The sequence below is a fragment of the Novosphingobium sp. AAP1 genome, assembly GCF_001295765.1.
Taxonomy (GTDB): Bacteria; Pseudomonadota; Alphaproteobacteria; order Sphingomonadales; family Sphingomonadaceae; genus Novosphingobium; species Novosphingobium capsulatum.
Map to the genome: position 1 here is coordinate 130,141 of NZ_LJHO01000007.1, position 14,530 is coordinate 144,670.

Annotated in this window: 13 protein-coding genes and 1 pseudogene; 3 read left to right on the forward strand and 11 right to left on the reverse strand. The window is 66.0% G+C overall.

Translation table 11 applies throughout. From position 1 onward, the window contains the following. Positions 1 to 15: 15 nt before the first annotated feature. The 4 genes from astD to IP65_RS14580 all read right to left on the reverse strand — a co-directional run bounded on the left by astD (position 16) and on the right by IP65_RS14580 (position 4,788). Positions 16 to 1,425 carry a succinylglutamate-semialdehyde dehydrogenase gene (astD, locus tag IP65_RS14565; RefSeq protein ID WP_028658104.1) on the reverse strand — a complete coding sequence of 470 codons (1,410 nt, stop codon included), beginning with the start codon at positions 1,423 to 1,425 and terminating at the stop codon, positions 16 to 18. A 5-nt stretch (positions 1,426 to 1,430) separates the two neighbouring features. Next, positions 1,431 to 2,441 (reverse strand): arginine N-succinyltransferase, encoded by a 1,011-nt coding sequence (locus tag IP65_RS14570; RefSeq protein ID WP_022677210.1) that lies wholly within the window; start codon positions 2,439 to 2,441, stop codon positions 1,431 to 1,433. Next, positions 2,441 to 3,661, reverse strand: coding sequence for an aspartate aminotransferase family protein (locus IP65_RS14575; protein WP_054132158.1), 1,221 nt, complete (start codon positions 3,659 to 3,661; stop codon positions 2,441 to 2,443). The genes IP65_RS14570 and IP65_RS14575 overlap by 1 nt, the downstream gene beginning before the upstream one ends. A gap of 86 nt (positions 3,662 to 3,747) precedes the next feature. After that, positions 3,748 to 4,788 (reverse strand): DUF1338 domain-containing protein, encoded by a 1,041-nt coding sequence (locus tag IP65_RS14580; RefSeq protein WP_231627723.1) that lies wholly within the window; start codon positions 4,786 to 4,788, stop codon positions 3,748 to 3,750. A 96-nt stretch (positions 4,789 to 4,884) separates the two neighbouring features. Between IP65_RS14580 and IP65_RS14585 the strand changes: the two genes are divergently transcribed. Beyond that, positions 4,885 to 5,790, forward strand: a complete 906-nt coding sequence (locus IP65_RS14585) for a LysR substrate-binding domain-containing protein (RefSeq protein ID WP_054132159.1) — start codon at positions 4,885 to 4,887, stop codon at positions 5,788 to 5,790. Between the two features lie 14 nt (positions 5,791 to 5,804). On the opposite strand, the gene parC is transcribed toward IP65_RS14585, so the two are convergent. Next, positions 5,805 to 8,084 (reverse strand): DNA topoisomerase IV subunit A, encoded by a 2,280-nt coding sequence (gene parC / locus IP65_RS14590; protein WP_022677214.1) that lies wholly within the window; start codon positions 8,082 to 8,084, stop codon positions 5,805 to 5,807. Between the two features lie 105 nt (positions 8,085 to 8,189). Here parC and IP65_RS14595 point away from each other — a divergent pair, with 105 nt between their 5' ends. Further along, positions 8,190 to 8,786: a type 1 glutamine amidotransferase domain-containing protein gene (locus IP65_RS14595; RefSeq protein WP_054132195.1), complete on the forward strand. Its 597-nt coding sequence runs from the start codon at positions 8,190 to 8,192 to the stop codon at positions 8,784 to 8,786. On the opposite strand, the gene IP65_RS14600 is transcribed toward IP65_RS14595, so the two are convergent. Both IP65_RS14600 and IP65_RS14605 read right to left on the reverse strand, forming a co-directional pair. Continuing rightward, the gene (locus tag IP65_RS14600; protein ID WP_054132160.1) at positions 8,783 to 9,895 is read right to left on the reverse strand and encodes an acyltransferase; all 1,113 of its coding nucleotides are present in this window, start codon (positions 9,893 to 9,895) and stop codon (positions 8,783 to 8,785) included. The genes IP65_RS14595 and IP65_RS14600 overlap by 4 nt on opposite strands. A gap of 110 nt (positions 9,896 to 10,005) precedes the next feature. Next, entirely contained in the window at positions 10,006 to 10,482 is a 477-nt protein-coding gene (locus IP65_RS14605) for a cache domain-containing protein (protein ID WP_022677217.1), read from the reverse strand. Between the two features lie 222 nt (positions 10,483 to 10,704). Here IP65_RS14605 and IP65_RS14610 point away from each other — a divergent pair. Continuing rightward, positions 10,705 to 10,872 (forward strand): annotated as a pseudogene (locus IP65_RS14610) (plasmid stabilization protein); the annotation flags it as partial. Between the two features lie 36 nt (positions 10,873 to 10,908). On the opposite strand, the gene IP65_RS14615 reads toward IP65_RS14610, so the two are convergent. From IP65_RS14615 to IP65_RS14630, 4 genes are read right to left on the reverse strand one after another with little or no spacing between them, the layout of a single operon-like run. Then, complete coding sequence (locus IP65_RS14615) at positions 10,909 to 11,511, reverse strand: ABC-type transport auxiliary lipoprotein family protein (protein ID WP_022677219.1); 603 nt, start codon at positions 11,509 to 11,511, stop codon at positions 10,909 to 10,911. Between the two features lie 36 nt (positions 11,512 to 11,547). Next, positions 11,548 to 12,486, reverse strand: coding sequence for an MlaD family protein (locus IP65_RS14620; RefSeq protein WP_022677220.1), 939 nt, complete (start codon positions 12,484 to 12,486; stop codon positions 11,548 to 11,550). 3 nt (positions 12,487 to 12,489) lie between these two features. Then, the gene (locus IP65_RS14625) at positions 12,490 to 13,368 is read right to left on the reverse strand and encodes an ABC transporter ATP-binding protein (RefSeq protein ID WP_022677221.1); all 879 of its coding nucleotides are present in this window, start codon (positions 13,366 to 13,368) and stop codon (positions 12,490 to 12,492) included. 3 nt (positions 13,369 to 13,371) lie between these two features. After that, positions 13,372 to 14,490 (reverse strand): ABC transporter permease, encoded by a 1,119-nt coding sequence (locus tag IP65_RS14630; protein ID WP_028658108.1) that lies wholly within the window; start codon positions 14,488 to 14,490, stop codon positions 13,372 to 13,374. Positions 14,491 to 14,530 lie beyond the last annotated feature (40 nt).

Below are 14,530 nucleotides of genomic sequence, written 5' to 3' on the forward strand. Positions count from 1 at the left end.
GGCACCTTTTGCAATTTATGACGGAATGCCCGGCACCGGCTGTGCCGCGATCGCCGGCGCCTCGAAACTGGCCATCGGCCAGGCGCAATAATCCGCGGCGTAATAGGCGCTGGGGCGGTGGTTGCCACTGTCACCCAGCCCGCCGAACGGCATGTTGGCCGCAGCGCCCGTGGTCGGGCGATTCCAGTTGACCACGCCGGCACGCACCATCAGGCGGAACTCGTCCCACAACGCGGGATCGGCCGAGACCAGCCCGGCCGACAGGCCGAACGCGGTGTCGTTGGCACTGGCCAGCGCGGCGGCGAAATCGGCCACGCGCCGCACGCTCAACACCGGGGCAAAAACCTCACGATCGGGCACGGCCAGGCCGGTCACATCGAGGATCACCGGTGCAAAGAATGCCTCGCGCCGTCCTTCCTGCACGGCTTCGGCGAGGATCGGCCGGGCACCGGCGGAGACCAAGTCTGCCACGGCCGCCCGCGCGGCGCGGGCCTGGGCATCGCCCACCAGCGGGCCCATGAAAGCCTCGCCCGGCTCGTCCCATGCCGCGATCGGCAGGCGCTGCGCCAGGTCGACCAGCGCCGCGATCACTGCGTCACCCCATGCCCCCTCGGGCAGGATCAGACGCCGTGCGCACGAGCAGCGCTGCCCGCTGGTCACGAAGGCCGAATGGACGATGAGGCTGGCCACCGCCGCCGGATCGCCATCCCAGGCCACCAGCGGATTGTTGCCGCCCAGTTCCAGCGCCAGGATCACATCGGGGCGATCGGCAAACTGGCGGCGGAAGATCTGCCCGGCGGCGGCAGAGCCGGTGAACAGCAGCCCATCGATCCGCCCCTTGAGCAGCGCCTCACCAGTTTCGCGCCCACCCTGCACGATATTGAGCACGCCATCGGGCAGCCCGGCTTCGCGCCACAGGCCCACCATGGCAGCGCCGGTGGCCGGAGTCAGTTCCGAAGGCTTGAACACCACGGTATTGCCCGCCAGCAGCGCGGGCACGATGTGCCCGTTGGGCAGGTGGCCGGGGAAATTGTAGGGACCAAGCACGGCCATCACGCCGTGCGGACGATGGCGCAGGGTGGCGCTGCCGAACGGCATATCGGCGCTGCGCGAACCAGTGCGTTCGGCTTGCGCCGCGATCGACACCGCCACTTTGCCGGCCATGGAGGCCTGCTCGGCGCGCGTTTCCCACAGCAGCTTGCCGGTTTCGGCGGAAATCAGCTCGGCCAGCGCCGGGCTGGCCTTGACCAGCGTGGCATAACGCTCGGCAATCGCCACGCGCTCTTCGAGCGGGGTACGTGCCCAGGCCGGGAACGCGGCACGGGCCTTGGCCAGCGCAGCAGCGCAGGCCGCCTCGTCTGCCACTTCGCCTTCCCACACCACGCGGCCATGGGCCGGATCGAACGACTGGAGCCTTTGGGTCACGGCAATCAACTCACGATCAGAGGGTCACCCGGGCGAATGCCCAGGGCGGCCAGGGTTGCTTCGGGAACGACCAGGGCATCATCGGTGATGCGGGCCGGAGTCAGCGTGGCGCGGAACGTGGCAAGGCCGGGCACCGCCACCAGATGCAGCCGCTCGTCGGCCGCCGGTTCCACCACGCCGGCCGCTGCCGGCAGGGTCTGCGCATTGCGCACGGTGCGGATCTGGTCGCGCGGCGCCGTCACGGTGGGGCCACCATCGAAAATGTCGATCAGGCCCGAACGGGTAAAGCCTTCGTCTTCCAGCATCGCCAGCGCGCGCGCGCCGTGGCGATGAACCTTGGCGATTGCCTCGCGCGCGGCGGGATCGACCAGTTCGAGGTAGATCGGGTGGCGCGGCGCCAGATCAAGGATGAACTGCCCGTCGGTCGCGGTGATCATGCGATCGGCATCCTCGAACGGCAGGCGAAAGAACTTGGCGGCGATGCCGTGCCAGAACGGGCTTTCATCGCGCTCGTCGAACCAGCCGCGCAGTTCGGCCATGATCGTGGCGGCAAACAGATCACGGTTGGCACCGATCAGCGCATAGCGCGCCCGGGCCAACAGCGATCCCGCCCCGCCCTGCCGCTTGCGCGGGCGCAGGAACAGCGATCCCACTTCCGACGATCCGGTGCATTCGTTGACCAGCACCAGCGCCTGGTGATCGAACCGCGTGCCGGTTGCCGACGAATACTGCGCCAGGGTCATCACCCGGAATGAAAAGTGCGGCCGGTCGAGCCCTACCGCGCCCTTGATCCCGGCCACGCCCTCGATCACGCCGGTTTCGGTGTCTTCGAGCATCAGCGTGTACCAGGCGTGCTGCGGCGACACTTCCCGCGCAAAGCTTTGCGCGGAAAGCGCCAGCCGCTCGGCCAGCACGGCGCGGTCTTCGGGCAGGCTGGTAAAGCCCTTGCCCGAAAGGAACGCCAGATCGAGCAGCGCATCGATATCGGCCGGCCCGGCCGGCCGCACCACCAGCATCAGGCGGCCACCGCGCTGGCAGCGTCGACCTGGCCCCAGCCGCGTGCACGCGCATCAGCCAGCGTGGCATCGAGGCGGGACAGCGCCTCGTCCACTTCCTCTGCCGTGATCAACAGCGAAGGCAGCATGCGCACGCAGTTTTCGCCGCCGCCGGCCACCAGCAGGCCGTGCTCGCGGGCCAGGGCCATGACCTCGCGGTTGTTGGCATGAAGCTTGAGGCCCATCAGCAGCCCCTTGCCGCGCGTTTCCACGATCTGATCGGGATAGCGCGCCGCCAAGGCGGCAAAACCGGAATAGAAGCGATCTGACATCGCGCCAACATGCGCCAGGGCAGCGTCCTGCGCAATCACGTCGAACACGGCCAGGCCCACGGCCATGGCCAGCGGATTGCCGCCAAAGGTGGTGCCATGCACGCCGGTGACCATGCCGCTCGCCGCCTCGGCGGTAGTCAGGCAGGCGCCGATCGGGAAACCGCCACCCAGCGCCTTGGCAATCGCCATGATGTCGGGCTCGGCGCCCGGGAACCACTGGTGGGCAAACAGCTTGCCGGTACGGCCCATGCCGCTTTGCACTTCATCGTGGATCAGCAGCACGCCGTGCTCACGCGTCAGGCGGCGCAGTTCCAACAGGAATTCGCCCGACAGCGCGCGGGCACCGCCCTCGCCCTGCACCGGCTCCACGATCACGGCCGCCGTGGTGGGGCGGGCAATCGCTTCGGCGAGCGCGGGCAGGTCATCCACCGACATCTGGTGGAAGCCGGGCAGGCGCGGGCCGAAGCCTTCGAGATAGGTGGGATTGCCCGAGGCGTTGATGGCCGCATAGGTGCGCCCGTGAAACGAGCCGGCAAAGCCGATCACGTCGATCCGCTCGGGATTGCCCTTGGCAAAGTGATAGCGGCGCGCGGTCTTGATCGCGGCTTCAACCGCCTCGGTGCCGGAATTGGCGAAATAGACCAGATCGGCAAAGGTGGCGCCGGTCAGCTTTTCCGCCAGTTCTTCCTGGCCGGGAATGCGGAAGATGTTGGAAACATGCCACAACTTGTGCGCCTGCGCGGTGAGCGCGGCGACCAGCCCGGGATGGGCATGGCCCAGGCTGCACGTGGCGATCCCCGCCACGCAATCGAGGAAACGGCGGCCATCGCGCGCTTCCAGCCACACACCTTCACCACGCTCCACTTCGATCTGGGCACGAGCATAAAGCGGCATCAGGGCTTGAGACATGACGATTTCTCCCCGCAATCGAGATGCGGAACTGGTGTTGTTGTTATGAATGAACCGCCCCCGCGCCATGGCACGGGGGCAAACTCTCAGGCGGCGGCCGTCATCTTGAAGATGCCGGTGGCATTGCCGCTGTCAAAGGTAAGGTCGAGCTTGCCCGTGGCCGGATCGGCCCGGCGCGTGATGAATTCGAAGAACGAGCCCGGCACGGTCTGCGCCGTCAGCGTGCCATCCTCGGCGCGGAAGGAACGCTTGACCTGGGCCGCGCGCAGCGCGGTCTGCCGCACCCGGCCCGAGGCGGAAACCTCCACCTTGTCCTTGATGCTGCGGCCTGCCACGCGCTCGCCCTGCGCGGTTGCCTCGACATCGGCAACGCGATCGGTCACGTGGTTGAAGGCATTGCCTTCAGTGGCGATCCAGGCGGCCTCAGCGCTTTCGGCGCGCAGGATCTCATAGTCGCTTTCGAACGGCACCGGGTGCTGGCGATCGAACAGGCCCATCACCACCTTGAGGGCGGCCACGGCATCGTCCTGCGGCACGCTGCCACCGGCGGCAAAACGCGACAGCACCTGCGCCGTGGCGGCATCGAGCCGATCGAGCGCCGGGCCGAACACGCGCACCGCCGCCTTGGCAAAAGCGGGCGAGAACTGATCGACGTGCAATTCGCTGACAAAGAACTGCGGCATGGTTTCGGGCAGCTTGGCATGGCACCACACATGGCCGGTCATCTTGAGACGCGGCAGCGGATAGATGCCCACTTCAACATAGCCGAGCGGTTCAAGCACGCGGCGGAACGCTTCCACCCCCTGCGGCATGGCGCAGCGCGCGCCCTGCGGCAGCAGCACCGTGCGCAGCGCGCCGTGATCAAGCACGATGCGGCGGCCCTGGGCCACACATTCGTCCACATATTCGGCGCCTTCGGGCACGCGCTTCAAAAGATCGGCAAAGAGCACGAGATTGAGCGCCTCGGCAAAACGCAAGGCGTCGATACCGTTGACCGGGGCATGACCACCGGTGGGCACCATCGGGGCGGCCAGCGCACGAATCTTTGCCGCAGCCGCATGACCCAGGACATTTTCAACAAGATCCGCAGCACCGGTTTGTTCGATGGTTGCCAAGTTCTGCATCATGCGCTCTTTCGATCTAATATCGTCCCAAGCCGCAATTTATGATAGGAAAGCCGGGTATCAAAACGGGTAAGCATCATCTGTTGATCGGGTTTTGGAATGAGTGAATCACGCCGCGAGCTTCCCTCGATGACCGCGCTGGCCTGCTTCGTGGCCGCCGCGCGCGAAGGCGGCTTCTCTCGCGCTGGCGCGCAGCTGGGCCTGACGCAAAGCGCAGTCAGCCGGCAGATCGCGCTGCTGGAAGAAAGCCTGCAGACCCCGCTGTTCCAGCGCCACGGCCGCCGCGTTACCCTGAACGAGGCCGGGCGCGCCTACGCGGAGGATATCGAGCCTGCGCTGCGCCGCATCCGCATGGCCACCGCCAAGGCCATGGACCGGGGCAGCCGCCGCGACCTGACCATCGCTACCCTGCCCAGCTTCGGCATGCGCTGGCTCGCCCCGCGCCTGCCCGGCCTTACCGCGCGGCACCCCGAACTCACGGTGAACTTCGCCGCGCGCTCGTTTCCGTTCGACTTGCGCGAGGAGCGGTTCGATGCCGCGATCCACTTTGGCGCCGCCGATTGGGACGATGCCGAGATGATCCCGCTGTTCACTGAACAGGCGGTGGTGGCCTGCGCGCCATCGTGGCTGGCGGCCGAAGGGGTGCATGAGCCCGCCGATCTCCTGGGCAAGCCGCTGCTGTTCCAGATCTCGCGCCGCAACGCCTGGAACCGCTGGTTCGCCCTCGCTGGCATCGATGGCCTGCCGCCGCTCAAAGGCGCGACCTTCGAACACTTCCTGATGCTGGCCCAGGCCGCCGCCGCCGGATCGGGCGCCGCTCTGCTCCCCCGCTTCCTGATCGAACCGGAACTGCAATCAGGCGCGCTCGTCACCCCGTTCGCCACCGCACTGGTCGACGAGGGGCAATACTACCTCGTCCTGCGCCCCGACTGGCGCGATCACCCCGGCCTCGTCAAATTCCACGACTGGCTGGTCGACGCGGCCAAGGAACAGGGCGCGGCTTAAACGCCCGTACCTGCCTAGAACGTATTATCCCGCGGGAAGCCAACAGGTGGCAAACGTCCGGCGGCGCCGCGGGCGACCTTCCAGGGGAGGAGGTCCTTTTCCACGCGGGTGCGGCCGGTTTCGCCGCCCATGGCCCAGGTCAGACCGTCTTCCAGCTTGAGCGTGATGGCGTCCGACAAGCCGCCATCGCGATAGCGTTGCAGCGTCACCCCCTGCCCCTTGGCCAGGATCGGTACTTCCGACAGGGCAAAGATCACCAGCTTGCGGTTTTCGCCCACCACGGCGACGTGATCGTGTTCGGGCGCGATCTCGCGCACGATCTTGAGGCTGACGCCGGGCTTGGTCGATACCACGCCGCGCCCCTTGCGGGTTTCGGCCAGCAGTTCGTCCATCTCGGCGGCAAAGCCGCGCCCGGTATTGGCGGCCAGCAGCAACTGGCCCTTGGGGCGATAGACCACCAGCGCCATGATATGCGCATCGGGATCGATATCGACCATGGTGCGGATCGGTTCGCCAAAGCCGCGCGCGCCGGGGAGCTTGTCGGCGCCGAGCGTGTAGAACCGCCCATTGTCGAGCGCGACCAGCAGCTTGTCGGTGGTCTGCGCGTGCAAGACCCAGGCCGGGCCATCGCCTTCCTTGAACTTGAACTCAGTATCGAGCGGCAGGTGGCCCTTGGCCGCGCGAATCCAGCCGCGCGCCGAAAGCACCACGGTGACCGGCTCCTTCTCGATCATCGCATCCATTGAAAACTCGCGCGTCGGCGCGGCTTCGGCAATCGTGGTGCGGCGGCGGCCCAGCGCGGTTTCCGGGCCATATTCCTTGCGCAGCGCCGCCAGTTCACGCTTGAGCCGGGTGCGCTGGCGCGCGGGGCTTTCCAGCAGCTTGTTGAGATCGTCCTGCTCGGCCAGCAGCGCGTCGTGCTCGCGGCGCAGTTCCATCTCTTCCAGCTTGCGCAAGCTGCGCAGGCGCATGTTGAGGATCGCCTCGGCCTGGCGATCGGTCAGGCCAAACTCGGCCATCATCACCGGCTTGGGCTCGTCCTCGGTGCGGATGATCTCGATGATCCGATCGAGATTGAGATAGGCAATGATATAGCCTTCGAGCAGTTCGAGCCGCGCGGCGATCTTGTCCAGCCGGTGCTGCGTGCGGCGCAGCATGATGTCGATCTGGCTGACCACCCATTCCTGCAACAGCAGTTTCAGGCCCAGCACGCCCGGCGTGCGCTGCGAATCCAGCACGTTGAGGTTGAGGCCAAAGCGCGTTTCCAGGTCGGTCAGCCGGTAGAGCGATTCCTTGAGCAGCTCGGGATCGACATTGCGGCTCTTGGGCACAAGCACGATGCGGATGTGCTCGTCGCTTTCATCGCGCACGTCTTCCAGGATCGGCAGCTTCTTGTCGCCGATCAGGGCAGCGATCTGTTCGATCAGCTTGCCCTTCTGCACCATGTAGGGGATTTCGGAAATCACCAGCTGCCACTGGCCGCTGCCCAGCCGCTCGATCCCGCTGCCTTCCCAGGCGCCATCCTCGGTCCGGCCGGTCGAAAAGCGCCCGCGCACGCGGATCGAACCGCGCCCGGTTTCATAGGCAGCCGAAATCGCCGCCGGGCTATCGACCACCACGCCCCCGGTGGGAAAATCGGGGCCGTGGAACACCTCCATCAACTGGGCATGTTCGGCGTGGGGATTGTCGATCAACATCAGCGTGGCATCGACGATCTCGGCCACGTTGTGGCTGGGAATGTTGGTGGCCATGCCCACGGCAATGCCGCTGGCACCATTGGCCAGCAGGTTGGGGAACAGCCCGGGAAAGATTTCCGGTTCCTGCTCCTCGCCATTGTAGGTCGGCAGGAAATCGACCGTGCCTTCGTCGAGCCCGGCCATCAGCCGGATCGCCGTCGCGGTCAGCCGCGCTTCGGTATAGCGATAGGCCGCCGCGTTATCGCCATCGATATTGCCGAAATTGCCCTGCCCCTCGACCAGCGGATAGCGCAGCGCGAAATCCTGGGCGAGGCGGACCATCGCGTCATAGACGCTGGCATCGCCGTGCGGGTGATACTTGCCGATCACATCGCCCACCACACGCGCCGATTTCTTGAACGCGCCGTTGGGATCGAGCTTCAACTGCCGCATCGCCCACAGCAGGCGGCGGTGCACCGGCTTCAAGCCATCGCGCAGATCGGGCAGCGATCGCGCCGTGATCGTGGACAGCGCATAGACCAGGTATCGCTCCGACAGGGCGGAGTCGAAGGGGGCATCGACGATAGCGTCGAACGGATCTTTGAAATCATCGGCCATGGCCGAATCCGTGTAGCAATACCGTGAACAAAACGAAACCTCCGGAACTGTCATCACGGCGGGCCATTGTGGGCAAGTATCCCCCCGATTTGACGGAGAATGACCATGGCCAAACGCGTGCTGATCCTAGCCACCGACGGCTTTGAACAATCCGAACTGCTTGAACCGAAAAAGGCGCTGGAAGCGGCTGGCATCGAAACCACCGTGGCCAGCCCCAAGACTGGCTCGATCAAGGGCTGGAACCACACCGACTGGGGTGAAAGCGTCAAGGTGGACATGCGCCTCGATGCCGTGGAAGCAGATGACTTCGACGCCCTGCTGCTGCCCGGCGGCCAGATGAACCCCGATGCGCTGCGGCTCGAATCCCGCGTGATCGAGCTGGTCGAGGAATTCGACGACATGGACAAGCCGATCGCGGCGATCTGCCACGGCCCCTGGCTATTGGTGGAAGCCGACATCATCGATGGCCGCACGGTAACGGGCTGGCCCTCGATCCGCACCGACCTGGAAAATGCCGGGGCCGATGTGGTGGACCAGGCCGTGGCGATCGACGGCAACCTCATCACCAGCCGCAAGCCCGATGACATCCCGATGTTTGCCCAGGCGCTGATCGATGCGCTGGAGGAAGACGAGGAAGAAGAGGACGAAAAGGGCTGGGAGGAAGAGGAAGAAGGCCTGCTGGAAGACGAAGACGAAGACTAACGCTGCAAGGCCAGACGCCCGCCGCTGAGCCATTGCGCCAGCGGCGGGTTGATGGCCACAAGCAGCCTGCCCAGCAAGAGCGTGGCGCCCAGCGCCAGCAGTGGCTGGGCCAGCAGGAACAAGGGATAGGCCGGCGCTCCCAGCGGGCCAGTCAGGCGGCCGATGGCAGGGCCAGCGCACCAGATCAGGATCAGGTGGCAGCAGAACAGCAGGAACATCGCCGGCTCCAGCCGCAGCAGCACGCCCCCGGCGCGCGTGCCAGCGAGGCGCCAGGCCAGCGCCCAGAAGCACAGCGCCGTGGCGCCGCGCATGGCCAGATCGACCGCTGCCATCAGCAAGGGCGAGGCCAGCCCCTGCGCTTCGCCATAGAGTTCCAGCCAGATTTTTACCCCTGATAGCACCAGATAGGGTGCCAGGATCAGCACCAGCGGCGCGCCGGCAATCCGCGCAGCCGCATCGTGCCGGCGCACCAGCATGCCCAGGACAAAGAAACCCAGGATGGAGGGGCGCTGCAACAGCGGGAAAACCGGCGGCGCCAGGCTCCACGCCAGGGCGGCAACCGCCACCACCGCCAGCGTGCGATCGCCCTGCCGCACCAGCAGCGGCGCGGCGAGCAGGCAGACGAACAGATCGCGCAGGAACGGCATCTGCACGTTGATCTCGTTCGGGTGGGCAAGGCCGGTCAACTCGTTGGCCAACCAGCCCCACGACGTGGGCTGCGGCGCATAGAGCAACCCAAGGTAGGCAGCGCCCGATACCACGACGATGGCAATGGCATTCCATGCCAGCATCGGCACGACCACGGTGCGCGCCTTGCCGGCAAGGAATGCCCGCGCGCCGCGCCGCGCCAGCGACGGGCCCACCAGCCAGCCCGACACCAGGCTGAGCAGCGGCACCGACGAGCGCGCCAAGAGTTCGATCAGGCCCCAGCGCAACAGGCCCTGCGGCGTGTGGTCGAGCGCGGTCAGCGCCGGGCCATAGAGCCCGGTCCAGGCGTGGACATAGACAATACCCAGGATGCACAGCACGCGGGCCAGGCCGATCGCACGCGAAGTGCGGACACGGGTATCGGCAAACGACTGGCTTTCCTGGAACACGGGCGCTGACATCCTTGCATCGACGCCCCGCCACGCGATGAACGCGGCGGGGCCGTGGATGTCAAACCCGTCAGGCGGCCAAACGTGCCCCGCACGCGGCCAAGCCCGATCAGCCCTGGTTATCAGCCGGCATAGTACCCCACGCCAACGATATGGTCGCCCACGCGCTGAACCAGCGAGCGCTTGTGCTCCACCCGGTTGTCCACACGGTTGAGCCAGACATAGTCCACCCGACCGCCGTCCTTGGCCTTGGCGAGCGCGATCATGTCCTGCACGAAGGGGCGGCCTTCGGCATCGGTCATGGCGCTGGCATCGCTGCCAGCAAGCTTGGGATCGGCACCCGACGCTTCATAGCGGCCGGTCATACTGAACACGAAAACGTACAGCTCACGGGTGTGGAACGGGCCGTTGGGATCGTTGAATTCGGCAAAGGCCTTGGGCGCGCCAACGCCTTTCACTTCGGCCACCGCGCGTGAGAGCAGCGCCTGGGCATCGGCCGATCCGGCATGGGCGGCAGCCTGGGCCGGCACGGACGCCAGCGGCACGGTAACACAGGCCATGGCACAGGCCAGGATCAGGCGGGGAAACGTGGGCAACATTGGTCGAGCCTCCTTGGACGCATGGGTCAAACGCCCCGGAAGGAACGCCGCGCGGCGGACTATCGCGCGATCCCCCTTGGGTGAGGCCGGATGTGCCATGCGCTGGCGGCGGTGTCGGTGCGATAGATCAATTGGCGCAAATTTGCCGGAACCATCGTGCGCGCCACCCCTTGATCAGGAACTGGCAGACAGTGCCGATGACTTTGGCCCAGGAGAACGACGATGCCGCAAGGCAGCAAAGACGCCTATACCGACAAGCAGAAACGCAAGGCGGAGCACATCGAGGAGAGCTATGAAGCGCGCGGCGTAGAACCCAAGGAAGCCGAAGCGCGCGCCTGGGCCACCGTCAACAAGCAGGACGGCGGCGGAAACAAATCGGGTTCGGGCCGCAAGCACGGCTGACCACAGCCGCGCCCCGGCGCCCGATCATCCCAGCCAGTCGACCACCTGGCGCGCCACATCGTTGGCGGCCTGGTTCAAGGCCGGGCCGATGGCGGCGGCATCATCGCTGACATTGGGCACGCGCGCCTCGAACCGGCGGGTTTCGATCTGCCCGCCAGGTGCTTCCTTCACGGCGTCAAAGCGCACCACGGCGCTGTGGCTCGGCAGATCATAGCCCATGGCCAGCAGGCGGCCCGAAAGCCGCTGCTGCCACTGGTCGATATCGCTTTCCACCACCAGGCGGCCGCCCTTGGCGCGCAGGGTTTCGGCGATCAGGTGCTGCAACTGGCGCGCCGGGCGTTCGACCCACTGTGTCTTCTTGATGTAAGCCACGTTGCTGGCATCGATCTGCACTGGCACGCGCAGCACCGAGACGCGCGCATCGGCCGAAGGCTCCATCACCACGACAGACTTGGCCAGCGTGCCCGAGGCGCCCTGCCCGGCTTGAACCGTGGCATCAGAGCTGAGCGCCAGCAGCGTGGCAGGCGCCTTGCCACCGATGCTGACACAGCCCGACAGGCTGAGAGCGGCCACCAGCAGCGCACCGATGGCCGGGCGCGAGGCGGGGATGAGCGGGCGAAACGGCATGTCAAATTCCCCCAGTGGAGAGCAATGGCGCAACGATCAGTGCTTGTAGTCGGGCAGCTTGGGGCTGCCGACCACGCTGCTGACGCCGCGATCGTTGATGCGATCGGTCAATTCACGCAAGGACCGGGTGGTGGCCTGAAGATCGCGCAGCGCCGCATCGGCTGCCGGCAGCGTCTGCTGGTCAAACCGCTTGAGCCCAGGCTGCGCCGACTTGGCCGTATCATTGAGCGCATCGGCCGCCGCCTGGGCAGACTTTAGCGTATCGCGCAGCTGCTTGGCCAGACCATTGCCCTGGTCGTTGAGCAGATTGTCGGCCGAGCCGGCAACCTTTTCAAAGGCCGACAGCGTATAGGTCGCCTGGCGCAGCGTCGATTGCAGTTCGGCCAGGGTGCGCTGCACCTGCGGGGAGGCATCGGCCAGATTGGCGGTCATCTTGTCGGTATGCGCCAGGATGTTCTCGATCGACTTCTGGTTCTTGTCAGACAGCACCATGGTGAGGCGCTCGGTCAGGGTGGCCAGGCGCTCCAGCAGCAGCGGCGCGTTGGACAGGATTTCACCCAGGCCCGAACGCTTGGTCGGGATCACGGGCGCCCCTTCCGGCCCAGGCTGGTCGATCGGCGGCGCGCCCTTGACGGCGCCGGCCAGCTGGATCGTGGAAACGCCGGTAAAGCTGCCCTGGATGCTGGCAGTGGTGCCCATCAGGATCGGCACGCGCTTGTCGATGGCGATGCGCACGCGCACGAACTCGGGGTCTTTCTCCCACAGTTCGATGTCTTTGACCTGGCCCGAGGGCACGCCCGAAAACGACACTTCCGATCCCTTGGCCAGGCCATCGACCGATTGCTTGAAGAAGATGTCGTATTCGTTCTGCGCGTTCTGGTTCAGCCGCGCGATCCAGATCGTGAGCACCGCCGCGCCGATCAGCAGCAGCAGCGTGACGGCCCCGACCCAGATATGGTTTGCCCGCGTTTCCATCGCTTATTCCTGTTCCATCGCGGAGGTGGCCGCCTCGGGATTGGGTTTTACCACATGGGCCGCTTCGCGATCTTGCGCATCCTTGGCCGCCCGGCCGCGCGGTCCGTTGAAATATTCCTGGATCCACGGGTGATCCAGCGCCAGCAGTTCGGGGATCGTGCCCACGGCAATCACCTTCTTGTCGGCGAGCACTGCCACCCGATCGCAGATTTCATAGAGCGTATCGAGATCGTGGGTGATCAGGAACACGGTCAGCCCCAGGGTTTCCTGCAGGCTGCGGATCAGGGTATCGAACGCGGCAGCCCCGATCGGATCGAGCCCGGCGGTCGGCTCGTCCAGAAACAGCAGTTCGGGATCGAGCGCCAGCGCGCGCGCCAGGCCAGCGCGCTTCTTCATGCCGCCCGAAAGCTCTGACGGATACTTGCTGGTGGCATTGGCCGGCAGGCCCGACAGCAGCACCTTGTAGCGCGCGATTTCGTGGCGCAGTTCGTCGGTGATCTCGGGATAGAACTCGCGCAGCGGCACCTCGACGTTTTCCGCCACGGTCAGCGTGGAAAACAGCGCCCCGCCCTGAAACAGCACGCCCCACTGGCTGCGAATATCGATATCGTCATCATCGCGCGCGTCGGTGATCGAGCGGCCGAGCACCTCGATCGAACCTTCCTGCGGGATCTGCAGGCCGATGATCGAACGCATGAGCACCGATTTGCCGGTGCCCGAGCCGCCCACCACGCCGATGATCTCGCCCCGCTTCACGTCGAGATCGAGACCGTCGTGGATCACATGGTCGTCAAAGCGATTGACCAGCCCGCGCACGCGGATCGGGTAATCGCCTTCGAATTCGTCGGGGATCGGCGCCAGGTGCGCCTGGGGATCATGCATGGCTCACCCCCAGCCGATCTTGGTGAAGAACACCGCAAAGAAGGCGTCGAGCACGATCACCGTAAAGATCGCCAGCACCACGGCAGAGGTGGTGCGCGTGCCCACTTCCTCGGCATTGGTCTTGACCTGCATGCCCTGGTAGCAGCCGGCGAGCGCGACGATCAGGCCGAACACCGGCCCCTTGACCAGCCCGACCCACACGTCGTGGATCGGCACCACTTCCTGGATGCGCGCCAGGAAGGTGAGGAACGGAATGCCCAGCGACACCGAGCCCAGAAACGCGCCGCCGATGATGCCCAGCACCGACGAATAGATGCCCAGTAGCGGCAACATGATCATCGTCGCCAGAATGCGCGGCAACACCAGCGCCTCGGTCGGCGAGACGCCGATCGTGCGCATGGCGTCCACTTCCTCGGTCAGCTTCATCGTGCCCAGCTGCGCGGCAAAGGCCGATCCCGATCGCCCGGCGACCATGATCGCGGTCATCAAGATGCCCAGCTCACGCAGGGTCAGGCGGCCGACGAGGTTGATCGTATAGATTTCCGCGCCAAACTGCTGCAGCTGCACCGCCCCCTGCTGCGCGATCACCACGCCGACCAGGAAGCTCATCAGCCCGACGATGCCCAGCGCGTTGACGCCCACCAGTTCCATCTGGTGCACCAGCGCCAGCCCGCGAAAGCGGCGCGGATGGCGCAGCGTCATGCCGATCGCCGAAATCGCCTGGCCCAGAAAGCCGATGATCTGCAGGAACCCCACCGCCAGCGCGATGACCATCTTGCCGACTTCATCGGGCACCCGCTCGATCAGGGGCAGGCGCGGGGCGCGGATGCTTTCGCGGTTCTCGTCGGTCTTGCTGATCGCGTTGATCAGCCGTTCGGCCTCGTCGCGGCAATTGACGATCTTGGCGCCGAGCTGCTGTGACAGGCGCCACACCGTCCAGGCGCCAACGGTGTCCATGCGTTCTACGTCGCTGACATCGATCTCGTCCACCGGATCGGCGATCTGGCGCAGGCGCCGATCGACCAGACCCAGGGAAGATACCACCATCGGGCCGCTGAAGTGCAGCACATTGCCGCCACCGCCCTGGCCCGGCTCTATCGTGAAATCGGCTAAGGCTCTCATCCTGCCCACTTCATGGGCGAAAATGGAGGGGGCGACAAGT